The 23,233-nt window shown below is 65.6% G+C and carries 16 protein-coding genes and 1 riboswitch; of the genes, 5 read left to right on the plus strand and 11 right to left on the minus strand.

Annotation, left to right across the window (positions count from 1 at the left end; genetic code table 11):
* Positions 1 to 54: 54 nt before the first annotated feature.
* Positions 55 to 321 carry a DUF1652 domain-containing protein gene (locus tag B4M43_RS16000; RefSeq protein WP_296268455.1) on the minus strand — a complete coding sequence of 89 codons (267 nt, stop codon included), beginning with the start codon at positions 319 to 321 and terminating at the stop codon, positions 55 to 57.
* A 776-nt stretch (positions 322 to 1,097) separates the two neighbouring features.
* Between B4M43_RS16000 and B4M43_RS16005 the strand changes: the two genes are divergently transcribed.
* The gene (locus B4M43_RS16005) at positions 1,098 to 2,570 is read left to right on the plus strand and encodes a methylenetetrahydrofolate reductase C-terminal domain-containing protein (RefSeq protein WP_296268456.1); all 1,473 of its coding nucleotides are present in this window, start codon (positions 1,098 to 1,100) and stop codon (positions 2,568 to 2,570) included.
* 211 nt (positions 2,571 to 2,781) lie between these two features.
* Here B4M43_RS16005 and B4M43_RS16010 read toward each other — a convergent pair whose 3' ends face one another.
* From B4M43_RS16010 to B4M43_RS16020, 3 genes are all read right to left on the minus strand, one after another.
* Complete coding sequence (locus B4M43_RS16010) at positions 2,782 to 5,169, minus strand: TonB-dependent siderophore receptor (protein ID WP_296268457.1); 2,388 nt, start codon at positions 5,167 to 5,169, stop codon at positions 2,782 to 2,784.
* A gap of 114 nt (positions 5,170 to 5,283) precedes the next feature.
* Positions 5,284 to 6,225: a FecR family protein gene (locus tag B4M43_RS16015; RefSeq protein ID WP_296268458.1), complete on the minus strand. Its 942-nt coding sequence runs from the start codon at positions 6,223 to 6,225 to the stop codon at positions 5,284 to 5,286.
* Positions 6,222 to 6,686 (minus strand): sigma-70 family RNA polymerase sigma factor, encoded by a 465-nt coding sequence (locus B4M43_RS16020; protein WP_296269012.1) that lies wholly within the window; start codon positions 6,684 to 6,686, stop codon positions 6,222 to 6,224. The genes B4M43_RS16015 and B4M43_RS16020 overlap by 4 nt, the downstream gene beginning before the upstream one ends.
* 671 nt (positions 6,687 to 7,357) lie before the next feature.
* On the opposite strand from B4M43_RS16020, the gene B4M43_RS16025 reads away from it, so the two are divergent.
* Positions 7,358 to 10,252, plus strand: coding sequence for a hybrid sensor histidine kinase/response regulator (locus B4M43_RS16025; RefSeq protein ID WP_414707872.1), 2,895 nt, complete (start codon positions 7,358 to 7,360; stop codon positions 10,250 to 10,252).
* 33 nt (positions 10,253 to 10,285) lie between these two features.
* Here the strand turns inward: B4M43_RS16025 and B4M43_RS16030 are convergent, their stop codons facing one another.
* Positions 10,286 to 11,500, minus strand: coding sequence for an acyl-CoA dehydrogenase family protein (locus B4M43_RS16030; protein WP_296268460.1), 1,215 nt, complete (start codon positions 11,498 to 11,500; stop codon positions 10,286 to 10,288).
* A 141-nt stretch (positions 11,501 to 11,641) separates the two neighbouring features.
* On the opposite strand from B4M43_RS16030, the gene B4M43_RS16035 reads away from it, so the two are divergent.
* Complete coding sequence (locus tag B4M43_RS16035) at positions 11,642 to 12,586, plus strand: LysR family transcriptional regulator (RefSeq protein ID WP_296268461.1); 945 nt, start codon at positions 11,642 to 11,644, stop codon at positions 12,584 to 12,586.
* Positions 12,587 to 12,605: 19 nt separating this feature from the next.
* Here the strand turns inward: B4M43_RS16035 and pssA are convergent, their stop codons facing one another.
* Complete coding sequence (gene pssA / locus B4M43_RS16040) at positions 12,606 to 13,931, minus strand: CDP-diacylglycerol--serine O-phosphatidyltransferase (protein WP_296268462.1); 1,326 nt, start codon at positions 13,929 to 13,931, stop codon at positions 12,606 to 12,608.
* 278 nt (positions 13,932 to 14,209) lie between these two features.
* Here pssA and B4M43_RS16045 point away from each other — a divergent pair, with 278 nt between their 5' ends.
* Positions 14,210 to 15,193, plus strand: coding sequence for an SMI1/KNR4 family protein (locus tag B4M43_RS16045; RefSeq protein ID WP_296268463.1), 984 nt, complete (start codon positions 14,210 to 14,212; stop codon positions 15,191 to 15,193).
* Between the two features lie 267 nt (positions 15,194 to 15,460).
* Here B4M43_RS16045 and katG read toward each other — a convergent pair whose 3' ends face one another.
* The 5 genes from katG to tam all read right to left on the minus strand — a co-directional run bounded on the left by katG (position 15,461) and on the right by tam (position 22,212).
* Positions 15,461 to 17,719 carry a catalase/peroxidase HPI gene (gene katG / locus B4M43_RS16050; RefSeq protein ID WP_296268464.1) on the minus strand — a complete coding sequence of 753 codons (2,259 nt, stop codon included), beginning with the start codon at positions 17,717 to 17,719 and terminating at the stop codon, positions 15,461 to 15,463.
* A 269-nt stretch (positions 17,720 to 17,988) separates the two neighbouring features.
* Positions 17,989 to 19,401 (minus strand): DOPA decarboxylase, encoded by a 1,413-nt coding sequence (locus B4M43_RS16055; protein ID WP_296268465.1) that lies wholly within the window; start codon positions 19,399 to 19,401, stop codon positions 17,989 to 17,991.
* A gap of 84 nt (positions 19,402 to 19,485) precedes the next feature.
* Positions 19,486 to 20,430: a LysR family transcriptional regulator gene (locus tag B4M43_RS16060; RefSeq protein WP_296268466.1), complete on the minus strand. Its 945-nt coding sequence runs from the start codon at positions 20,428 to 20,430 to the stop codon at positions 19,486 to 19,488.
* Positions 20,431 to 20,610: 180 nt separating this feature from the next.
* Complete coding sequence (locus B4M43_RS16065) at positions 20,611 to 21,321, minus strand: YebC/PmpR family DNA-binding transcriptional regulator (protein ID WP_296268467.1); 711 nt, start codon at positions 21,319 to 21,321, stop codon at positions 20,611 to 20,613.
* A gap of 114 nt (positions 21,322 to 21,435) precedes the next feature.
* A complete protein-coding gene (gene tam, locus B4M43_RS16070; protein WP_296268468.1) occupies positions 21,436 to 22,212 on the minus strand; it encodes a trans-aconitate 2-methyltransferase in 777 nt (258 codons plus the stop codon).
* 256 nt (positions 22,213 to 22,468) lie between these two features.
* Positions 22,469 to 22,641: riboswitch (yybP-ykoY riboswitch) on the plus strand.
* A gap of 6 nt (positions 22,642 to 22,647) precedes the next feature.
* Here tam and mntP point away from each other — a divergent pair.
* Positions 22,648 to 23,214, plus strand: coding sequence for a manganese efflux pump MntP (mntP, locus tag B4M43_RS16075; protein WP_296268469.1), 567 nt, complete (start codon positions 22,648 to 22,650; stop codon positions 23,212 to 23,214).
* Positions 23,215 to 23,233 lie beyond the last annotated feature (19 nt).

Raw genomic sequence — 23,233 nt, forward strand, 5'->3', positions numbered from 1 at the left:
CAAAGGGCCGGCCACGTCAGCCATCGCCTGAGACCGGAGCATGGCGCCCCGGCCTCAGGCATGGATGCGGGCCACCGTATCAGCGCCTTGCCGGCGCTGCTGCTCACGCAGTTGACCGACCAGCGCCACTACATCGCGGCAGCTGTTCAAGCTGTCGATCGGTACGCCGGTGAGGGTCACGCAATCGTCGAGGGTCGTACCCTGGCCCAGGCGCAGGGTCAGGCTGACCCCATCTGGACAGGACACTTCGCAGCGATCGGGCAGGCACGCCTGCTCGATCATCTGTCGCAGTTCCAACGTTGAAACACCTATCAGAGACATGTCGCCAAACCTCGCTGTAGCCAGTGCGCCGCAGGATAGGACACCTGGGTTGGGCGCAACGTACAGCGAGCACGACGCTGCACTTGCTGAAGGTCTGGGCGCATCTGTCGCGCTAGGACCGGTCGCCACGTTGCGCGATATCGGCTTGGCCCCGCAGCACTGGCATGTGCATGAGTGCCGACAGGTGTTCGGTGCAGCTACTTCCACCATAGTGGAGGAACAGCCTTGAACCATGACCGTCTGGCCGACCAGCAAGTACGGGCGACCGGTGGTCTTCGCGCTTTCAAGATTTTCCCGCAAAAACGCTCGTTGGAGCGGCTTCAGCCGCGATGGCCGGCAGCGTCGGCCTAGTTGAGATACCGCTTTTCTTCGAGCAGATTCCCGTGGCTGAATTGGGCCGGCCTTGCCGGCCATCGCGGCTGAAGCTGCTCCAACGGAGGTAAGCACCTGACCCGATCGATCTTAGCCAGTGGGCCTGCTGCGCCAGCCTTCGCGGCTGATCCGAGCACTGAAACGGCCGCCTTCGCATGGCCGTGATTGCCCGAACGACTTGGCTATAGCCATGGAATGTCAGAAATAGCCCGCAGCCGATGTCGGGTTCAGCAATGCGCTCTGCGCAGCGAGACAACGCGCCGTGGCGCAATGCGTCACACTAGGCGCCGTGAGCGGCGAGGTAGCCATATCGGTACCTGTCGCCACGCACCGCCAACGCACCCTCGCCGGGTGCTTCGTCACCTTCCTACCGGTTCAGCGCTGCATCGCTCGAGATACCTGCCATGCCCACCCTCAAGACCGCCCTGCGACAAGGCCGCTTCGTCTGCATCCTGGAGTTCGTGCCCAAACCCTCGGCCGCCCGCTTCGACGCACTGGCAAGCATGATGGGCCGTCGCGAGCTGTGCGGCTGGCCGATGACGGTGTCGATCGGCGACCGGGTCGGCAGCCGCCTGGACCTGTCGCCGCTCGAAGCCCATGCCAGCTTGGCGCACCCCGTGCCGACCCTGCTGCACTTTTCCGGCAAGGACCGCGAGCGCCAGGACCTGCAGGCCCAGCTCGAACGCATGGACGCCGCCGGCCTCGACCAGTTGCTGGTGCTGACCGGCGACCGCCTGCAAGGCCACGAGCCTGGCGCCCACCCGGTGCGTTACCTGGAGTCGGTCGCAGCCTTGGCCATCGTGCGCCAGGCCCGCCCGGACTGGCTGCTGGGTGCGGCGCTGAACCCGTTCAAGTACCACGAGGAAGAAGGCGGCGCGCAGTATTTCAAAGCGGCGAAGAAGCTGCGCGCCGGCGCGGACTTTCTCGACCTGCAACTGGGTTTCGACATGGCCAAGCACGTCGAAGCCTGGCAGTGGATGCAAGACCAGCCGACCCCCAAGCCGCTGATCGCCTGCCTGATCGCCGTCACCCACGGCCGCGCCAAGATGCTCCAGCACGTGGCCGGGGTCACGGTATCGGCCTCGATGCTGCGCATGCTCGAAGCCGAGGCCGAGGTGTCCAAAACGTTCGCGCAAGGCCGCAGCCTGCGTCGCCTGGCGTTGCAGATCACACAGCTGCAACGCATCGGCTACGCCGGCGTGCATTTGTCGGGCGTGCACGAACTGGAGCAAATGACTGCTTTGGAGGCAGCCATCCAGGCCTGCCAGGCCGAGATCGACGACCAGGCCCAGTGGCAGGCGGCCTGGAACGAGGCCTGGCATATGCCCGGTGTGGCACCGGTCGACTTCCGCCCCGAGCGCGCCCACTGGGCGTTGGGGCAAGCACAGGTGAAGCCGTCGTTCAAGGAAGCGACACGGGTCCGACTGCTCTCGGCGCTCCATCATCAGGTGTTTGGCGGCACGACCCGACTGAGCCGAGCGTTCGCTTGGCTCGTGCGCCGGCCGCTGTGGCAAGGCGCGCACGGCGGGCGCTGGTTGCATCGCCTGGAACGCGCGGCGAAGCGGCCGCTGGTGGGCTGCGACACCTGCGGGCGCTGTCGCCTGGAGCAAACCCTGTACGTGTGCCCGGAGACCTGCCCCAAAGGGCTGGCCAATGGCCCGTGCGGCGGCACACGCCTTAACCGTTGCGAGTTCGGCGACCGCGAATGCATCCATAGCGTGCGCTATCGCACCGCCAAGGCGGATCGAGTTGCGGCATTGGCGAGCGAAGCGTTGATCGACTGCGTGGAGGTGGGCAGTCGGCATCGCAGCTCATGGCCTGGGTGGTTCGCGGCGAAGCCGGACTCTGCCCCTGCCCCACTACGGCACCCGGATTGATCTGGGATGCCCCCGCTGCTGGGGGCATCGCTGCGAGGTGATCAGCGCATCAAGACAGTCACTGCAAGGCCGAAGGCCAGTCAGTTAAGCCGAAACCGTGTCAACTGGGGCTGCTTTGCAGCCCATCGCCGATGATCGACCTGATTGCTCAACTGGCCGGCATTAGTGCACGGCCTTCTTAGGTCTCACAAAGCCATGTTCGCCAGCCCCCTTACCACTGGTAACTGACCGACCCGATGACACTGCGCTCGTCGCCATAACGGCACGACGTGGTGCACGACAGATAGGACGCGTTGGTCAGGTTCTGTGCCTTGGCAGCCAACTGCCAATGCTCGTCGACGTCGTAGCTGATGCGCGCGTCGAAGCGCGTATAGGCCGGAATCTTGCGGTCGGTGACGGTCGGCGTGGTGCGCGTGGTACCGGTGTAGAGCGCACCCAAGCCGACCTTGAGTTGCGGCAAGCCGAATGCCGCAAGGCGGTAATCGGTCCACAGCGAAGCATTGTGGTACGGCACCCCTTCGAGGCGTTTGCCGACGTTGCTGACCACGTTGTCCTGCAGCACATGGGCGTCGGTGTAGCTGTAGCCGGCAGTCAGGCTGAGGTCGTCGGTGAGGTCGGTCTTGACTTCGAGTTCCAGGCCTTTGGAACGGCTCTTGCCATACTGCTCGTACTGCCCGTTGAGGGCGTCGTAGGTGATGGCATTGGTCTGCGTCAGCTGATAGACCGCCGCACTGAGCATCGTGCCGCTGCCAGGCGGCTGGTAGCGGATGCCCACCTCGTACTGCTCGCCTTCGATGGGGTCGAACGTTTGCGCCACGCCTGGATTGGCGACATCGGCAGGCTGGAACGACTGGCTGTAGCTGACATAGGGCGCAATGCCGTTGTCGAACAGGTACAACAGGGCCACGCGGCCGGTGGGCTTGCGATCGCTGCGTGGCGTACGGCCGCCTGTGACGTAGGAGTAGTTGCGGCTCTCGGCCCAATCCTGGCGCCCGCCCAGCAGGACGACCCAGCGTTCGTCGAAGGTGATCTGGTCTTGCAGATACACACCCACCTGGCGGCTGTGGATGTCCCAGCCGGACTCCGCGGCCGTATTGTTGCCTACACCGGTGTAGGCGAAGGTGGAGAGATCAAGGCTGGGGGCCAGTTGGGCCACCGTGGCACTGATGTGGCGGTGGGTGTCATAAGTCTTGTGGTAATAGTCCATGCCGGCCAATACGCGGTGCTGCCAGCGACCGCTGTCGAGCGTCCATTCCACGTTGTTGTCGCTGGTCCAGCCAGTGGAACGCTCTTGGCGCTCGCTGTAGCGGCGATTGAGCCGGTCGCCGCTGATGCTGAACGGCAGCAGGTAATTCCACGACACGTTGGACTGGTAATAACGCAAGGCGTGACGCAGCTTGAGGGCGTCGCTGACCTGATGCTCGACGATGTACCCGAGTGTGTCGATGCGGCTGTTGAAATGGTCGTAGCCAGGCTCGCCGACGAAATCGTCGCGGCCGATCTTGCGCCCCGGATTGGGGCTGAACGTGGTCATGCCGTAGTTCAAGGGCGGCGTCAGCCCCGTCAGGGCCTCGGTGTGGCTGGCAAGCAGGGTGAGCGAGGTGGTGTCGTTGGGTTTCCACATCAGTGACGGCGCGATGTAGCGTTTGTCATCGCCGATGTGATCCACCTGGGTGTCGGCGTCGCGCCATAGACCGTCGAGCCGGTAGGAAAACTCGCCCTGCTCGTCCAGCGGCCCGCCGAGGTCGAACGTGTACTGCTGGCGATTGTGGCTGCCGTACTCGGCACTGACCCGGTGCAACGGCATATCCGTGGGCCGCTTGCTCACCGCATTGATCAGTCCGCCTGGCGACAACTGGCCATACAGCACCGAAGACGCCCCCTTAAGCACCTCGACACGTTCCAGCCCGAAAGGCTCGATACCGCCGTCGTAGACGCTGGACTGCAATTTCATGCCGTCGAGCAGCATGCCCCCAGTGCCTGAACCGACGTTGAAACCGCGTAAGGTGTAGTCGTCGGCTACCCGGCTGAAGCCATTGGGCTGGCTGACGAATCCGGGGGTGTAGCCCAAGGCGTCGGCCAAGGTGTCGCTCTTGCGATCGTCCATCTCGGCACGGGTCACCACCGACACCGACTGCGGCGTCTCGATCAGCGGCGTATCGGTCTTGGTCGCGCTGGCCCCGCGCTTGGCCACATAGCCGTAGACCGGCCCGTAGGCCGATTCGCGGTCGGCACTGGCATTGATGTCCGATACGCCCAAGGTCAAGGCGTCGGTGTGCGGCTGCACCAGCAGCGCGCCATTGCCGCTGACCGACAGCGACAGGCCGCTACCCTGCAACGCCTGCTGCGCCGCCTGCTCAGCGGTCAACTGGCCGGACACCGCGTGGGCCTGGCGCCCCCGCACGTCGTCGGGCAGAAACGCGACCTGCCGGCCGCTGCGCTGGCCGATGGCGATCAGCGTCGTCTCCAGCGGACCTGCGGGCAGGGCATAGGCCTGGCGTGCGGAGGCGCTGGAAGCCGGGGCTGCGAAGGCGGGTGCCACGGGCGCGACGGCAATGCTGACGGCGATGGCCAGCGGGCAGAAAAACAGGGGACGCATAGGTGGATGACTCTCCGGTGTCTGGACGGATCAGCTGCTAGAGCACAGCACTGCCTTCCTTGTGCGATGAGCCAACGAAAAATTAAGGGCCGGCGAATATCTTTTTCCAGCGCCTCAAGCCAGGGTCACGCGGGTCCACAGCCCCAGCACGCGTTCGACCCGTAGTGGCAGGAGCTCGGCGATTGCGGCCAGGGCATCGTCGCTTCGCTCGAGGCTGAACACGCCGGATATCTTCAACCGCCCAGCCTCGGGGCTGGCCGTAAGCACGCCGCGGCGATAGGGTCGCAGCGCTTGGATGACAGCCTCCAGGCGCAGCTCGTGCGCTTGGAGCATGCCCTGCGACCAGGCCGCCGCACTGCTTGCGCAAATGTCCAGCGGATCGATCCCGTTGGCCGTCAGGCGCACGCCCTGTCCTTGTGCGAGCAGCAGACTGGCGCCATTGAGGTGCGTTACGAGCAGCTCGCCACGCTGTGCCCATACCTGGGTCTGCTCCGCGAAACGCATCATCACGCAGCGCCCTTCGGCCATGCTCGCCATGCCCAGGCCGCAACGCAGCCGTAATGCATCGCGCCCGCTGGCGCGCACCTCGACGATTACGCCGCCCTCGAGCAACTCGATATCGCGCCTCGCACTGTCGAAGTCCAGATTCACCGCGCTCCTGGCATTGAGCGTCAGCGAGGATCCGTCGGGCAAGGACAGCCGTTGGCGCTGGGCGGTACCGGTGCTCAGGTCAGCACGCCACCCGGCGAACTGCCAGCCAGGCTGCGTCAGACAGTAACTGCCGGCGGCCAGTGCGCCCAGCCCCAGCGCACCACGCAGCAAGGCGCGGCGGCGCACCGGCCGCTCTTGGATCAGCATGCGCCCCGACACCCCATCGACACCGGCAAAGGTAGCCTGCACCTTGCGTTGCAGAAGGTTCCAGGCCTCCTGGTGCTGAAGGTCCGCCGCCAACCAGTGCTCGAACGCCAGTTGCTGATGCGCCTCGAAGCTGCCGGAGCGCTGGGCAGCCATCCAGTCGATGGCCTCCAACAGGGTCTTCGAGAGCGCGGAGCTCATGAGCACGCTTCCAAGCAACAGCGCAACCCTTGAGCCACGTACTGATGAACCCGCGGCGCGGAGACACCCAGTTCGCGTGCGATTTCAGCGTAGGTCAGGCCATCGAGCTGGCTGTACAGGAAGGCCGCGCGGGCGCGCGAGGACAACCCCTGCAACAAGCGGTCGATTTCGATCAGCGTTTCGATGGCCAGCATCTGCTCTTCTGCCGACGGGGCGAATTGTTCAGGCCCGCCGGCCAAGGCTTCCAGGTAGGCACGCTCCAGGTCGCGGCGGCGCCAACTGGCGTACATCAAGCGTTTGGCGATCGTGGTCAACAGCGCACGGGGTTCGCGAATCGCCTGAGGGTCGTGCAATGCCACCACGTGTACGAAGGTTTCCGAGGCCATGTCCGCAGCGTCGCAGGCGCATCCCAAACGCGCCCGTAAGCGGCCCAGGAGCCACCCGTGATGGTCACCAAACAGCTGATGAAGCAGCTTCTGGCGAGCATCGAGACGCGCGTGTGGAAAGCTCGAATGGGCGGCCATCGCGAAGCTCATCAATGAAAATGGTTCTCAACTGTAATAAATTCTTACAGCCATGGCAATCCACTTGCACCTTGCAAGGCGCGCAGCAGCCTACAGTCGGTAACTTCTTGCATCCGTCGCGTACCATTCGCCAGATGGATCACCCGACTGGTCGCCATGACTTCAGCGATGGCCAACCCTGTGGCAACCCAGCCACCCTGCGGTAATACCCCTGCGAATAGGGCATACTGAGCGCCGACCGGCGACCGCAGCCATGCAGAAAAATGTGCCCTCGGCCTAATGTTTGTCAGTTAAGCGATTGGGGCCGCTCAGCGGCCCATCGCGGCTAAGGCCGCCCCAACAGGATTGCGCCTGCTCGTTGGAGCGGCCGGTTCGGCGCTCCAACAAGCCGCGATGGGCTGCAAAGCAGCCCTAATGAGCACTATTGCGGCTTAACTGACTGGCATTAGGTCCGTGGCCACCCTTCATGCAACCCCTGCATGCACTTGCCGGTCCAAGCCATACCCATTGCATCCTCTCCGCTGCCAGCGTGACCCGAGAACATGACCGCCCAATACCCATCGCCCTCCACCGCGTGCGATCCCGAGCCGCGCCTACACGCCGAAGTGCTGCGCTTGCGCGGTCTGCTCGAAGCCGCCGGCATCGACCCGGACCGCACCGACCCCACTACCGACGCAGCCATCGCCGAACAGGCGCGGCGCGCACGCACGGCCGCGCGGCACTGGGCAGTGTTCGAAAGCGCCGTGGACTTCGCCATCGTGCTTAGCGACCACCATGGCCTGATTACCGATTGGAACATCGGCGCGACCCATATCATGGGCTGGAGCGCCGAGCGAATGTGCGGCGAAAGCGTCGAGCGCTTCTTCACCGACGAAGACTGCGCCAGCGGTCGCCCATCCGAGGAAATGCGCCTGGCCCTGCGCGATGGTCGGGTGTCCGACGAGCGCTGGCACGTGCGCGAGGACGGCACGCAGTTCTGGGCCTCAGGCGAGTTGATGCCGCTGCACGGCGAGCGCGGCGAACACCTGGGCTTCATGAAGATCCTGCGCGATCGTACCCACGAGCATCTGGCCGGACGCAGCATCCTCGAAGCCCAGGAACGTCACCGTCTAGTGGCCAAAGCGACCAACGATGCCATCTGGGACTGGGACATGGCCAGCGGCCAGGTGCAGTGGAACGACGCGCTGTACGAGGCCTACGGCCATACCCTCGATCACGGTCAAATGGGCTACCAGTGGTGGGTCGCGCACATCCATCCCGAAGACCGCGACCGTGTCTACACCTCGATACGTGCGGTGATCGACGGGGTCGGCACCACCTGGAGCGATGGCTATCGTTTCCAAAGAGCCGACGGCTCCTACGCCGAAGTGCTCGACCGTGGCTATGTCAGCCGCGATCTGCACGGCAACGCCGTGCGCATGATCGGCGCCATGCTCGACCTGACCCGCATGCGCTCGGCGGAAGCTGCGCTGCGCAAGAGCGAAGAACGCTTCCTGACCATGCTCGAGATCATCGATACCGCCTTCGCCATCGTCGAAGTGAAGTTCGACGGCGACGACCAGCCCATCGACTACCGCTTCCTCGAAGTCAACCCGGCGTTCGAGCGCCAATCGGGGGTGAACCTGCAGGGCAAGTGGGTGACCGAATACGCGCCCGATCTCGAGCCCTTCTGGTTCCAGACCTACGGACACGTGGCCAAGACCGGCGAGTCGATCCAGTTCGAGAACTACGCCGAGTCGTTTTCCCGCTGGTTCGACGTGCGCGCGGTGCGTGTCGGGGAGCCTGAGGAACGGCAGATCGGCGTCTTCTTCAACGATGTCACCGAGCGGCGCAACGCCCAGGACCGCTTGCGCGTCAGCGAGCAACTGGCCCGGGAGAACGTCGAGCGCGTGCAGTTGGCCCTGGCAGCCGGAGCCATCATCGGCACCTGGCACTGGGACTTGGTACACGACCGCTTCACGGTGGACGAAGCCTTCGCCATCTCGTTCGGCCTGGATCCGGCCTTGGGTCGAGTAGGCCTGAGCCTGGAGCAAGTCGTCGCCACCGTACACCCCGAAGACCGCAACGGATTGATTGCCGCCATCGACGAGGCCTGCCAACGCGGCGGCGCCTATGCGCACCAGTACCGGGTCAAGCGCGTCGACGGCAACTACTACTGGATCGAAGCCAACGGCCGCGTCGACCACGCTGCCGACGGCACGCCCATGGACTTCCCCGGCGTGCTGATCGACGTCGGCGAGCGCCGCGCCGTCCGTGAGCAGCGCGACCACGCCTTGAACGCGCTGCGCCACCTCACCGAGACCTTGGAACAGCGGGTGGCCGAGCGCACCCTGGAGCTGGTGCAATCCGAGGAGAAGCTGCGCCAATCGCAGAAGATGGAAGCGGTCGGCCAACTCACCGGCGGCTTGGCCCATGACTTCAACAACTTGCTGGCCGGGATTTCCGGTTCGCTGGAGCTGATGAAACTGCGCCTGTCGCAGAACCGCCTCAACGACATCGACAAATACATGGCCGCCGCCCAAGGTGCGGCCAAGCGTGCTGCCGGTCTGACCCACCGTTTGCTGGCCTTCTCGCGGCGCCAGACCCTCGACCCGCAGCCGATCGACGTGGTCAAGCTGATCGAGGGGCTGAGCGACCTGATCCAGCGCAGCGTCGGCCCGAGCATCGTCATCGAGACGTTCTCGGTCGGCGGCAAATGGCGCGCCCGCGCCGATGCCAGCCAGTTGGAAAACGCCCTGCTCAACCTGTGCATCAACGCCCGCGACGCCATGCCCGAAGGCGGGCGCATCGTCATCGAAACGGCCAACCGCTGGATCGGCGTGGACGCGGCCAAGGTGCTCGACGTGCCCACTGGGCAATACCTGTCGCTGAGCGTCACCGACACCGGTACGGGGATGCCTCCGGAAGTGCTGGCCAAGGCCTTCGACCCGTTCTTCACCACCAAGCCGATCGGCCAGGGCACGGGGCTGGGGCTGTCGATGATCTATGGCTTCGCCAAACAGTCCGGCGGCCAGGCGCGGATCTTCTCGGAGCTGGGCAAGGGCACCACGGTGACCATCTACCTGCCCCGTTCGCAAGGCGACACCGTCGAACAACGCAGCGAACCGAGCACCACCAGCGCCGTGCGCAACCAGGCGGGCAAGACCGTATTGATCGTCGACGACGAGCCGACCGTACGCCTGTTGCTCGACGACGTGCTCAACGACCTGGGCTACACCGTGATCGATGCGGCCGACAGCGTCGCGGGGCTGACGGTGCTGCGCTCCAACACGGTCATCGACCTGCTGATCACCGACGTCGGCCTGCCGGGCGGGCTCAACGGCCGGCAACTGGCCGACGCCGGACGGGTGCTGCGTCCTCACCTCAAGACCCTGTTCATCACCGGCTATGCCGAGAGCGCGGCGATCGGCAATGGCCAGCTGGAGCCGGGCATGTCGATTCTGACCAAGCCGTTCGCGGTGGAAGCGCTGGTGGCGCGGGTCAGGGAACTGATGGAGGTGTGAAAGGCCTGCTCGCCTACCCGGCGAGCGCCCCCTTCACGGCCGCGCCGGTTCGTAGCGGCTCAACTCATACTTGGCGATGGCCGCGCGGTGCACTTCGTCCGGCCCATCGGCCAGCCGCAAGGTGCGTTGCATGGCGTACATGTAGGCCAAGGGAAAATCGTCGCTGACCCCTGCCCCGCCATGCAGCTGGATGGCCCGGTCGATCACCTGCAACGCCACATTGGGCGCCACTACCTTGATCTGGGCGATCTCGCTGCGCGCGACCTTGTTGCCGACGCTGTCCATCATGTGTGCGGCCTTGAGCGTCAGCAGCCGGGCCATTTCGATCTGCATGCGCGACTCGGCGATCTTGTCGAAGTTGCCGCCCAATTGCGCCAGAGGTTTACCGAAGGCGTGGCGGCTGGTGGCGCGGCGGCACATCAGCTCCAGCGCGCGTTCGGCCATGCCCACCGAACGCATGCAATGGTGGATGCGACCTGGGCCGAGCCGCCCCTGGGCGATCTCGAAGCCGCGACCGGGGCCGAGAATGACGTTTTCCACCGGCACGCGCACCTCGTCGAAGGTCACTTCGGCGTGGCCATGGGGCGCATCGTCGTACCCGAATACCGGCAAGGGCCGCACGATCTGCAGCCCCGGTGTGTCGGTGGGCACGAGGATCATCGAGTGCTGCTGGTGGCGCGGCGCCTGGGGGTCGCTCAGACCCATGAAGATCAGCACCTTGCAGCGCGGGTCGCAGGCGCCGGAGGTCCACCATTTGCGGCCGTTGATCACCCATTGCTCGTCCTCAAGCATGGCGGTGGCAGCCATGTTGGTGGCGTCGGAGGACGCCACGTCCGGTTCGGTCATGGCGAACGCCGAACGGATCTCGCCCCTGAGCAGGGGTTCGAGCCAGCGGCGTTTCTGCTCGGCCGTGCCGTAGCGCACCAGCACCTCCATGTTGCCGGTGTCGGGCGCCGAGCAGTTGAAGGGTTCGGGGCCGAGCAGCGAGCGGCCCATGATCTCGGCCAGCGGCGCGTATTCGAGGTTGCTCAGCCCTGCGCCCAGCTCCGATTCGGGCAGGAACAGGTTCCACAGGCCGGCGGCCTGCGCCTGGCGCTTGAGGGTTTCGACGATGGCGGTGGGCTGCCAGCGGTCGCCTTCGGCCACTTGCCGGGCGAACACCGCTTCGGCGGGATAGACATGCTCGTCCATGAAGGCGGTGACGCGTTCGCGCAGGGCTTGCACCTTGGGCGTGTAGGCAAAATCCATGGGCACGCTTTCCTGATGATCGGCGGGGTGAGCGCAGAGCCTAGGCCAGAGGGAGCCGATCCATCCAGTGTATTTTTTACGTGTATTAACATTCATAAGCGTTATACGATCGGTCGCAATGTCCGTCAGCGAGCAGCGCGCATGAGCCTCAGCAAGGTCGATCTCAACCTGTTCATCGTTTTCGATGCGATCTACACCGAAGCCAACCTGACCCGCGCCGGGCAGATCGTCGGCATTACCCAACCGGCGGTGTCCAACGCCCTGTCGCGCCTGCGCGAGACCTTCAACGATCCGCTGTTCGTGCGCACCGCTCAGGGCATGGTGCCCACGCCCATGGCGCAAAACATCATCGGCCCGGTGCGCAATGCGCTGACGCTGCTGCGGGTGTCGGTGCAGGAAAGCCGGCTGTTCAACCCTTTGGAAGCGAGCAAGACCTTCCGCATCAGCATGACCGACCTGATCGAAGCGGTGATCCTGCCGCCCCTGTTCCAGCGCCTGCGCCGGCTGGCGCCTGGGGTGACCATCGACAGCTTTCCCAGCAAGCGTCGCGAAACCACCAAGGAACTGGCCGCCGGCCGCCTGGACTTCGCCGTGGACGCGCCGCTCAACACCGACCCCCAGGTGCGCCACGTCAAGCTGCTGCAAGACCGCTTCGTCTGCGCCCTGCGCCAGGGCCACCCGCTGGCCGACACCCGCCTGACCCTCGAAAGCTACTTGAGCATGGCGCACATCCACATTTCCAGCCGGCGCAACGGCTTGGGCTATGTGGACCTCGCGCTAGGCCGGATGGGCGTGCAGCGCAAGGTAGTGCTGCGCTCGCAGCATTACCTGATGGCCTGTCAGGTGCTGCAACAGTCCGACCTGGTGATGACCGTGCCCGAACGCTTCGCCCGCCGCCACCAGCTGCGCTACCTGCCCTTGCCGATCGACGTGGCGCCGCTGGAGACCCACCTGTACTGGCACGAAAGCACCGACCAGGACCCGGCCAACCGCTGGATGCGCGAGCAGATCATCGAGCTGTGCCAACGGGTGGCGGCGCAGGACGAGGCGCCGCCAGGGTCGGACGGCCAGCGCCAGTCGTCGTGAGCGCTCGAGCCCGGCGCGTCTACAGCATCCGCTTGATCAACGGCTCCAAGCGGGTGTAGCGCAGGCGGCGCAGGAAGGTGCGGACCTTCTTCGGATGGTCGCCCTTCTCGCCCAGGTCGCTGGCGTGGTCGACCTGCTCGGTATGTCGGCGGATGCCGTCGAGCTCGGCCTGCCGTGGCGCCAGCCACTCGCCGTCGGGGTCGTCGATGAGCAAGGCGTTTTCCAGGTCGAGGTTGAAGCCGCGCGGGTTGAAATTGTTGCCGGTCAACAGGCTGTAGCGCTGATCCACCCATAGGCCCTTGGCGTGGAAGGTGTGGCCCGGGTCGTTCCACATGCGTATGTGCAACTGGCCACGCTCCAACGCGCGGTGCTGACGGCGGGCGAAGGCGCGCAGGTTGTCTTCGTAGAGATAGGGCAGCGCAGCGCTGGCGCTGAAGGGCTCTTCGGGCGCGACGTAGAAATCGTTGGCGGTGCGGTGGCCGACGATCAGTTCGACTTGTACGCCACGGGCGAGCGCCAGGCGAATCTCGCGCATCAGCATGCGCGGCGGGTTGAAGTACGGCGTGCACACTACCAGTTCGCCCCGGGCGGCGCGGACCAGGGCGCAGAGCGTATAGTTGAGGGCGTTGCCGCGACCGATGCCGAGCAGCGGCACGACGCGCAGGCCTTCGCTGACGGGCAACGCGACCCGGTACTGCAACTGCCGCATGCGCTCGCGCAAACGCCGGATCTTGCCGCGCAGGCTGCGGCTGTCGGGCACATCGGGCTGGTCGAGACGCGGCGTGGCGTCACCGTCGATGATCTGGCGCACCACCTGCACCATGCTGTCGGCCAGTGCAGGGCTGCGCAGCAGGTGGTAGCGGTCCAGGCGGTAGCGGTCGAAACGGTGCAGGTAGACGTTGTTGAAGCTGGCGCCGGTATAGAGCACGCAGTCGTCGATCACGCTGCCCTTGAGGTGCAGCACGCCGAACAGCTCGCGGGTTTGCACCGGTACTCCGTGGATCGCCACGTCCAGGCCCTGCAGGCGGCGCTGCGCCTGGTACCAGGCCGCGTTGCCGGGTTGCTTGCCGGCGCCGAGCAAGCCGCGTTGGGCGCGGAACAGGTCGACCACCACGGTGATGTCCAGCTCAGGGCGCGCGGCCTTGGCCCGGTACAGCGCATCGAGCACCTCCTGGCCGGCTTCGTCCTCTTGCAGATACAGCGCGACCAGAACGATGCGCCGGGTCGCGCCTTCGATCAGGTCGAACAAGGCACGGCGATAGCTGGCGGCGTCCGCCAGGACTTCGATGGCGTCGGGGGTGATGGCGATGCCGGGCAGGCGAGCGAGCGGGGAATCGAGCGTCACGAAAAGGCAACCTCCTGGCTGGCAGCGGCCGATGCGCTGCTGCGGTAGTCGATGGATAGGTGCCAGTGTAGGGCCTGGAACGTGGCTGGCCCAAACTAAATACCGATGGCTGCGCCTCGACTCGTTTTGCTTGCAAGGCACGCCTTGGGCGACGAACTTCCCCATTGCCCATGAGTCTGACGGGCCACGACGATCATCGTTTGCACAAAGGACGCAGCCATGAACAGCACCGCACCCGTCACTGTCCCCCGGCCCCTTCTCGCACAGGTGGCCTCGGCATGAGCGGTTTTCCCCACGACCTCGACCTGGACACCTTCTGGGACGATTGCGACTACGCCCGCAAGGAATATACCGACGTCCCGCCCAGCGACGCCTGCGTCGCAGAAGTCGAAGCCGAACTGGGCTACCGTTTGCCGGCGTCCTACGTCGCGTTCATGCGCAGGCACAACGGCGGCCTACCGCGCAACACCTGCTTCCCCACCGAAGAGTCGACCTCATGGGCCGGTGACCATGCCGCCATCAGCGGTTTTCTAAGCATCGGGAGGCAGAAGATGTACTCGCTGTGCGGCGAGTTCGGCAGCCGCTTCATGATCGAGGAATGGGGCTATCCGGACATCGGCGTGTACATCTGCGACACTCCGAGCGCCGGGCACGACATGGTCGCCCTCGACTACCGTGCCTGCGGCCCCGAAGGCGAACCCCAGGTGGTGCACGTCGACCAGGAAGGCGACTACCAGATCACCGTGCTGGCCAAGGACTTCGAGACGTTCGTACGCGGGCTGGTCAACGAAGAGGTGTATGACAATTCCGAGGAAATGTTCGAGGACGACCTGTATCGGGTTACCGAAGGCGAGTTTTCGCCGATGCTGGCGCCCTTGCTGGCGGACTTCGCGCCGTTTCCGCGCATTGGCGAGGCCGTGCGTGCGATCAGCCTGCGGCTGCTCGAAGAAAAACGCTGCTTCGCCCTGCACGCCGACCCGTTGTCCTACCTGCTGTACGACGTGCAGTTCTGGGTGTATCAGCACCGCCACCGGGTGGAGCGCCGACAGCAGTACCTCGACATCTATTCGGGGATGGTCGCGTTCGGCGGGAAAGGGTTCAGCACCGGAGGCTACGCACCAGGTTTCGTGGAGGACTGGTTCAAGGCGCGGGTCGCGGCTGGACAACTGATCGACACCGACCAAGGCATCGTGTTGAGCGAGACGCATATCGCTCAGATGATCGAACAGCTACAGCATGCGCTCGAGGGCGCTGTGCAATGACAGCGCCCTAACCCGCGACCCTCCGCTGACGTCGAAGCCGGAGGGCGTGCAGAAACAGGCCCGCTGCCCTCAGTCAAGCAATCCGGGCCGCTCAGCGGCCCATCGCGGCTAATCGGAGCGCCGAACCGGCCGCTCCAACAGAAGAAGCGAAACCCTGTAGGAGCGGCCGGTTCGGCGCTCCGATTAGCCGCGATGGGTTGCAAAGCAGCCCCAAGTAACACTGTTTCGGCTTAGCTGGCTGACATGTTCCGCATCAGAGTCTCCTGGCTATACCGCACGGTCCAGATCGAACCTGTCCAACTCCATCACCTTCACCCACGCCGCCGCAAAGTCCCGGACGAACCGCGCCTCGCCGTCACTGCTGCCATACACCTCGGCCAGCGCCCGCAATTGCGCATGGGAACCGAACACCAGATCGACCCGGCTACCGGTCCAGCGCGCTTGTCCGGTCTTGCGGTCGCGCCCTTCGAAGGCATCGTTGTCCGAAGAAGTCGGCTTCCACTCCACGCCCATGTCCAGCAAATGGCGGAAGAAGTCGTTGCTGAGCACCCCGACCCGATCGGTAAACACCCCTTGGGTGTTGCCGCCATGGTTGACGCCCAACACGCGCAAGCCACCGATCAGCACGGTCAGCTCCGGCGCGGTCAGGGTCAGCAGTTGCGCGCGGTCGAGCAGCAGCCGTTCGGCACCGACGCTGTAACGCGCCTTGGTGAAGTTACGGAAGCCGTCATGCAGCGGCTCCATCACGGCGAACGACTCGACGTCGGTCTGTTCTTGCGACGCATCGCTGCGGCCGCCGTGGAACGCCACCTGCACCGGATGCCCGGCCGCCTTGGCCGCCTGCTCCACCGCAGCGGTGCCGCCCAGCACGATGAGGTCGGCCAGGGAAACGTCCCTACCCTCGGCCTGGCATTGGGCCTGCACCTGTTCCAGCACGGCCAGTACCTTGCGCAATTGCTCGGGCTGGTTCACCGCCCAGTCTTTCTGCGGCGCCAGACGAATGCGCGCCCCGTTGGCGCCACCACGCTTGTCAGAACCACGGAAGGTCGATGCCGAAGCCCAAGCGGTGGATACCAGTTCGCCCACACTCAAGCCGGACGCGAGCAAGCGCCGTTTGAGCGCGTCGATGTCTGCGTTCGACAACGGTGCCGGCGCTTTGGGCAGCGGGTCTTGCCACAGCAGCTCTTCCTGCGGCAGTTCCGGGCCGAGGTAGCGCGACAGCGGGCCCATGTCGCGGTGGATCAACTTGTACCAGGCGCGGGCGAAGGCGTCGGCCAACTGCTCCGGGTGCTCCTTGAAACGGCGTGCGATGGGTTCGTAGATCGGGTCGAAACGCAGCGCCAGGTCGGAGGTGAGCATCGACGGCGCATGACGTTTGCCGGCATCGAAGGCGTCCGGCACCTGCCCTGCGCCCTGCCCCTGGGTGGGCCGCCACTGGTGCGCACCAGCCGGGCTCTTGAACAGCTCCCACTCGAAGTTAAAGAGGTTTTCCAGGTATTCGTTGCTCCAGCGCGTCGGGGTGGAGGTCCAGGTGACTTCCAGGCCGCTGGTGATGGCGTCGGGGCCGACACCGCTGCGGTAGCGGTTGTGCCAGCCCAGGCCCTGGGCCTCCAGACCGGCCGCTTCCGGCTCGGCGCCGACGTTGTCGGCTGGCGCGGCACCGTGGGTCTTGCCGAAGGCATGGCCGCCGGCGATCAGGGCCACGGTCTCTTCGTCGTTCATGGCCATGCGGCCGAAGGTTTCGCGGATGTCACGGCCGGAAGCGACCGGGTCGGGGTGACCATCCGGGCCTTCCGGGTTGACGTAGATCAGGCCCATTTGCACCGCAGCCAAAGGGTTTTCCAGGTTGCGGTCCTGGCTCAGGTCGCGGCTTTGTTCTTCGCCGTGCTTCTCGGGCTCGGCCACCAGGTCGCCCTGGCCCGGAGTTTGCGCTTTGCCGTAGCGGGTATCGCCGCCGAGCCAGACCTTTTCCGAGCCCCAGTACACGTCCTGATCGGGTTCCCACACATCGGGCCGGCCACCGGAAAAGCCGAAGGTCTCGAAGCCCATCGACTCCAGCGCGACGTTACCGGTCAACACGATCAGGTCGGCCCAGGAGATGCTTTGCCCATATTTCTGCTTGATCGGCCAGAGCAGGCGCCGGGCCTTGTCGAGGCTGACGTTGTCGGGCCAACTGTTGAGCGGCGCGAAACGCTGCTGGCCCGAGCCCGCGCCGCCACGGCCGTCGGCGATGCGGTAAGTGCCGGCGCTGTGCCAGGCCATGCGCACGAACAGTGGGCCATAGTGGCCGAAATCGGCGGGCCACCAGGGCTGGGAGTCGGTCATCAGGGCGTGCAGGTCAGCCTTGAGCGCCTGGAAATCCAGTTGGCGGAAGGCACTGGCATAGTCGAAATCGGGCTGCAACGGGTTGGACTGCGCAGAGTGCTGGTGCAGCACGGCGAGGTTCAGTTGGTCGGGCCACCAGTCGCGGTTGCTGGTGCCGCTGCCTGCGGTGTGGTGGAACGGGCATTTCGATTCGGTGGACATGGCTATCTCCCTACGGCTCGGGTCTGGTCACGGTTGCGCGTTGCGCCTGCAAAGGTCGGCCGCGTCAAAAGTGCGCGATGTGGTGTTGGGTCGGCAGAGTCGCCGGACACTGGCGACTCCAAGCGGCGCCCGACCAGGCCGGGCAACCCCTCGAAAGAGCGTAGACGAGCTTTGAGACAGTTCTAATAGAGCCGCTCTAGGAGGTCGATAGCCTGCTACCACCCATAGCCGACCAGGCCCCACCCCGCCTTCGACCCAAAGAAGGGGCTTCAGCCCCTGACCGCCTCACGCAGCGCCTCCCACAGCCCCTCCACATGAGCGCGTTCGGTAGGCAACGCGCCGATCGAGACCCGCACCATCCATTGCCCTTGCAACTGCGCCGGGGTCACGTAGGCCGAGCCGCTGGCGTTGAGCCGCGCGGCCCAGGCCTGGGTATGGGCTTGCAGCGCGTCGCCATCGAGCCCTGGCGGGCAATGGCGCAGGCACAGCGTCTGCAAGTGCACGGGCGCCAACAGCTGCCAATCCGCTTCGGCTTCGACCTGTGCCGCCAGCCAGCGGGCATTGTCCAGATCCCGCCGCAGCCGCTGCTGCAAAGCGTCCAGCCCTTCGCTGCGCAACATGAACCACAGTTTCAACGCGCGGAAGCGGCGACCCAACGGAATGCCCCAGTCGCGCAGGTTCTTCACCTGACCGTCGACGCTCGATTGCAGATAGCTGGGGTTGGTGCTCATCACCCGAATCAGGTGCTGCGGGTCACGCACGTAGTACAGCGAGCAGTCGAAGGCCACGCCCAGCCACTTGTGCGCGTTGACCACCAGCGAGTCGGCGCGCTCGATGCCCTGCCACATCCAGCGGCATTCCGGCAGGATCATCGCCGAGCCGGCCATGGCGGCATCGACGTGCAGCCACAGTCCATGGGCCTGGGCGATGGCGCCGATGGCGTCCAACGGGTCGAGGGCGGTGGTGGCCGTGGTGCCGGTGGTGGCGACGACGGCGCAAGGTTGCAGGCCGTCGGCCAGGTCTCGCTCGATGGCCGCCTGCAAAGCCTCGGGGCGCAAGGCGTAGTGGGCGTCGGTGGGAATCAGGCGGATGTTGTCGCGGCCAAAGCCTGCCAACAGGGCGGCCTTGTCCACCGAGCTGTGGGCCTGGGCGCTGACGTAGACGATCAGCGGCTTGGCCTGGGCTTGCAGGCCGCCTGCGGTCAGGGCATAGCCGCTGCTGCGTTCGCGGGCGCAGATCAAGGCCACCAGGGTGCTGGTCGATGCGGTGTCCTGGATCACCCCGCTCCACTGCCCTGACAGGCCCAGCGCCTGGCGCACCCAGTCGAGCGTGGTTTCTTCCAGCTCGCTGAGCGCCGGGCTCGATTGCCAGGACAGACCGAGCACGCCCAGGCCTGTGCTGAGAAAGTCGCCCAGCACCGACGACAGCGTGCCGTTGGACGGGAAATAGCCGTAGAACTGCGGATGCTGCCAGTGGGACAGCCCCGGCATCAGCAAGCGCTGGACGTCTTCGAGCACGGCTTCGAAAGGCTCGCCTTGCTGCGGGGCAGCCTCGGGCAACGCCGCTTTCAGGTAGCCGGGTTCGACCTGGGCCATGACCGGTCGTTCGGCCACGGTCTGTCGGTAGTCGGCGATCAGGTCGATGAGCTGGTGGCCGTACTGGCGAAATTGTTCGGGGGTCATGCGGCGGGCTCCTGGGCACGATCAAACGATGCGCCAGTGTAGGCCGGTAACGGTGCCCCCAGCACCGCGCCGGGCGCATAGCTGCTATGGCGAAAGCGGTGAGCTGCCTTGCACGCTGAACTGCGATTGGCGCCACAACGCAAAGACCCGTTCGCGCAACCAACGGTGTTCGGGCGAGCCCTGCCAGCGTTGGTGCCACACCACCCAGTAGCGTTGCGTGTGCTCGACGAAATCCAGTGCACGCCAGGTCAGCGGGTGGCGCAGGCACAACTGGCGCGCGATGTGTTCGGGCAACGTGGCCAGGTAATGGGTGCTGGCCACCACCTGCACGGTGGCGGTGAAAAACGGCACATCCAGGGCGATGCGGCGCTGCAGGCCCTGAGCGCGTAGGTGGCGGTCGACGAAGCTGTCCTTGTCGCCACCGGCGCAGATGCGCACGTGACCGTAGGTCAGGTAATCGGCCTGGCCCAAGCGCTCGGCGGCGGCCAGGGGATGGTCCTGGTGCATCAGACAGACCACGCGGTCCTCGCCCAGCACCCGGCCATGCAGGTTGGGCGGCGAGTCGTCGAACAGCGTGGTGGCCAGGTCTATCTCACCGTTGGCCAGCAAAGGGTAGTCGCCCGCCTGCCAAGTGCGAAAACCCAAGCACACGCCTGGCGCTTCGCGCTCCAGCGCGGCCACCAGCAACGGCAGCATGTGCTCGGCCACGTAGTCCGAGGCGGCCAGGCAAAAGCGTCGGGTGCAGCGCGCGGGGTCGAACGCGGCCGGTTGCGGCAAGGCGCTGAGCGAGTGCAGCACGTCCTGCAGAGGCGCGCGCAACTGTTCGGCTCGCTCGCTGAGCACGTAACCGCGACCCTGGCGTACCAGAAGCGGGTCGTCGAACGCTTGACGCAGGTGCGCCAGTTGCCGGCTCAACGCCGATTGGCTGCAACCCAGGCGTTGGGCGGCGTGGCTGAGGTTCTTCAGGTGCAGGAGGCAGTCGAGGGTGCGCAGGTGGACGAGGCTGAGGGCGGCGAACGCGGCGTTCATGGGCAGGGCCTGGACGGTATGGGAGCGAGCTTGCAGAGCACCTGCCAGGCGGACATATATCCTGGAGGGGTTGAAGGGGACGTGAACGCGGAAAAGCGCTCGGAGCTGTCATGGGATGCGAGCGAGCGCCAACTGCGGTTCAGGGTCGCCGGGGCCACGCACGGGCCCCGGCGCGCTCGGTCACTCGGTAAGGCCGACGTAGACGTTCTGGACGTCGTCGTGATGGTCGATGGCTTCGAGGAAGGCTTCCACTTCGGCCAGGGCCTCGGCACTCAGGCTGCTGGCCTTGACCGGGTTCTTCGGGGTGTAGCCGATCTTGGCCGAGGTCACGGTGAAACCGTGCTCGGGCAGGGTTTTCTGCACGGCGCCAAGATCGCCCGTGTCGGTGATGAACAGCGTCGAACCCGGCTCTTCGCCTTCTTCGAAATCCTGTGCGCCGGCTTCGATGGCGGCCATTTCCGGGTCGGCATCGCCTTCGGGGGTGGCTTCGATCAGACCGACGTGGTTGAAGTCCCATGACACCGAGCCGCTGGCACCCAGTTGGCCCTTGCGGAAGGCCACGCGGATCTCGGCGACGGTACGGTTGACGTTGTCGGTCAGGCATTCGACGATCAGCGGCACTTGGTGCGGCGCGAAGCCTTCGTAGGTGACGGCGGTGTACTGCACGGTGTCGCCGTCCAGCCCGGCACCCTTGCGGATGGCGCGCTCCAGTGTCTCGCGGGTCATCGAGGCCTTCTTGGCCTGCTCCACGGCCAGGCGCAGGCGCGGGTTCATGTCCGGATCGGCACCCGACTTGGCGGCGATCTGGATCTCCTTGGCCAATTTGCCCATGACCTTGCCTTTGGCGTTGGCCGCGGCTTCTTTATGTTTGGCTTTCCACTGTGCGCCCATGACGACTCTCTATGTTTCGCTGGCCGATTCAGGAAGCGACCGGCCAAGGTGGGGTGCAGTTTATACGCCCTCGGCCAAGTGTCGACAACTCCGCGCACCCTGCCGCCACGTGCTTTAGCGCGTAGCGACCACGAACACCCTCGGAAAGGCCAGCAGCACCTGGGCATCGTCGGTGCCCGGATAGTCCGCGCGCAAGGCCTCGCGGTACTGGGCCAGGAACGCCGTTTGCCCGGCTGGGTCGAGGCGCGCCAGGTAGGGCCGCAACGCCGAGCCCTTGAACCACTCGACCACCGCGTCGACACCGCCGGCCAGGGGGTGGTGGTAAGTGGTGCGCCACACGTCGACCCGCTCGCACAGCGGCGCCAGCAGCTCGAAGTAGAACGGCGCGGCGTGGCGCGGCGGCAGGCTGAAGTCGGCGAACGTAGCGGCCCATTCGCCACTGCCGGCGACTTCGCGCAGCCGGCGGTGCGCGGGTTCGTCGAGGTTGTCGGGCGTTTGCACGGCCAGGCTGCCGCCCTCGCTGAGTTGCGCGACCAAGTGCGGGTAAAGCGTTTCGTGTGTGGGCACCCACTGCAAGGAGGCGTTGGCCAGAATCAGATCTTGTGGCTGCGCAGCGCTCCATTGGGCGATGTCGGCCTGCTCGAAACGAACCCGCGGCACGTTCAGGCGCGGCCGCTGGCGGGCTTGGCCGAGCATGTCCTGGTCGCTGTCCAGGGCAGTCACCTGGCTGTCGGGGCAGCGCTGCAACAGCACCTCGGTGGAATTGCCCGGCCCGCAGCCGAGGTCCGTGGCATGGCGCACGGGGCGCGGCGCCACGGCCGCGAGCAGATCGCGCACCGGGCGCGTGCGTTGGTCTTCGAAACGAACGTATTGGCTGGCGGACCAGGACATGGGCGACTCCTTGGAAGGGATGGGCCACAGCATAAGGCAGCTGTCCACGATTGCCAGCCGGACCGTTTGTGGGTGGGGCTACCCTCGGTACCTTCCAGGCGTGGCCAATGGCCCCGTGCCAGGCGCGGCCTATGGGCCCGTGGCTGGATGGCGCGCGCGGCCCTGCCGGCATTCGCAGCGGCCCATTGCCGGTGAGTCGCGAAGGCGAACCATCGCGACACAAGCATTCCGTTTCGCAAAAGCAACGGGCATAATGCCCGCCCTCGTTGGGGAGTAGCCTGCGCTGGCGGCCTTGGGCACAGCGCGTTCACGTCAACATTCTCGGCAGCCGCCGTGGCGTGGACATCTTCGGATTGGCGAGACCAACGACGCATCCATGCCTAAGGTCGGGCGTGTGGTCGCGTCGTTGACTCATAGCCCGACCGGATCCTGACCGTGAATCCCATTTCCCTCTTCTTCCTGGCCCTGGCCATGTCGACCGACGCGTTCGCGGCGGCCATCGGCAAAGGCGCCACCCTGCACCGCCCGCGCCTGAGCGAAGCGCTGCGCACCGGCTTGATCTTCGGCGTCATCGAAGGCATCACGCCCTTGATCGGCTGGGCCATCGGCCAGGCTGCCAGCGGTTACGTGCAAGCCTGGGACCATTGGATCGCCTTCACCCTCTTGCTGCTCTTGGGCCTGCACATGATCTACAACGGCTTGCAGGCCGACCACGAGGAAGCGGAAAAGCCCACCCAGCACGGCTTCACGATGCTCGCCCTGACTGCGTTCGCCACCAGCATCGACGCGCTGGCCGTGGGCATCGGCCTGGCCTTCATCGATGTCAACATCCTGGTAGCGGCCGCTGCCATCGGCTGTGCGACGCTGGTCATGGTCACGCTCGGGGTGATGCTCGGCCGGGTGCTCGGCACCCTGGTGGGCAAGCGTGCGGAAATCCTCGGCGGCGTGGTGCTGATGCTGATCGGCGCGACTATCCTCTACGAGCACCTGTCGGCGCAGTGAAGCACCGATGCGCCCGGCC

The organism is Pseudomonas sp. UBA6562 (assembly GCF_002434265.1).
GTDB lineage: Bacteria > Pseudomonadota > Gammaproteobacteria > Pseudomonadales > Pseudomonadaceae > Aquipseudomonas.

What these genes read in the sequence shown, in the direction of transcription:
- B4M43_RS16045 (WP_296268463.1), top strand. Translation starts at nt 14,210, where the DNA reads ATGAGCGGTTTTCCCCACGACCTCGACCTGGACACCTTCTGGGACGAT.
- B4M43_RS16010 (WP_296268457.1), bottom strand. Translation starts at nt 5,169, where the DNA reads ATGCGTCCCCTGTTTTTCTGCCCGCTGGCCATCGCCGTCAGCATTGCC.
- katG (WP_296268464.1), bottom strand. Translation starts at nt 17,719, where the DNA reads ATGTCCACCGAATCGAAATGCCCGTTCCACCACACCGCAGGCAGCGGC.
- B4M43_RS16055 (WP_296268465.1), bottom strand. Translation starts at nt 19,401, where the DNA reads ATGACCCCCGAACAATTTCGCCAGTACGGCCACCAGCTCATCGACCTG.
- B4M43_RS16005 (WP_296268456.1), top strand. Translation starts at nt 1,098, where the DNA reads ATGCCCACCCTCAAGACCGCCCTGCGACAAGGCCGCTTCGTCTGCATC.
- B4M43_RS16060 (WP_296268466.1), bottom strand. Translation starts at nt 20,430, where the DNA reads ATGAACGCCGCGTTCGCCGCCCTCAGCCTCGTCCACCTGCGCACCCTC.
- B4M43_RS16065 (WP_296268467.1), bottom strand. Translation starts at nt 21,321, where the DNA reads ATGGGCGCACAGTGGAAAGCCAAACATAAAGAAGCCGCGGCCAACGCC.
- B4M43_RS16035 (WP_296268461.1), top strand. Translation starts at nt 11,642, where the DNA reads ATGAGCCTCAGCAAGGTCGATCTCAACCTGTTCATCGTTTTCGATGCG.
- B4M43_RS16015 (WP_296268458.1), bottom strand. Translation starts at nt 6,225, where the DNA reads ATGAGCTCCGCGCTCTCGAAGACCCTGTTGGAGGCCATCGACTGGATG.
- B4M43_RS16000 (WP_296268455.1), bottom strand. Translation starts at nt 321, where the DNA reads ATGTCTCTGATAGGTGTTTCAACGTTGGAACTGCGACAGATGATCGAG.
- B4M43_RS16030 (WP_296268460.1), bottom strand. Translation starts at nt 11,500, where the DNA reads ATGGATTTTGCCTACACGCCCAAGGTGCAAGCCCTGCGCGAACGCGTC.
- tam (WP_296268468.1), bottom strand. Translation starts at nt 22,212, where the DNA reads ATGTCCTGGTCCGCCAGCCAATACGTTCGTTTCGAAGACCAACGCACG.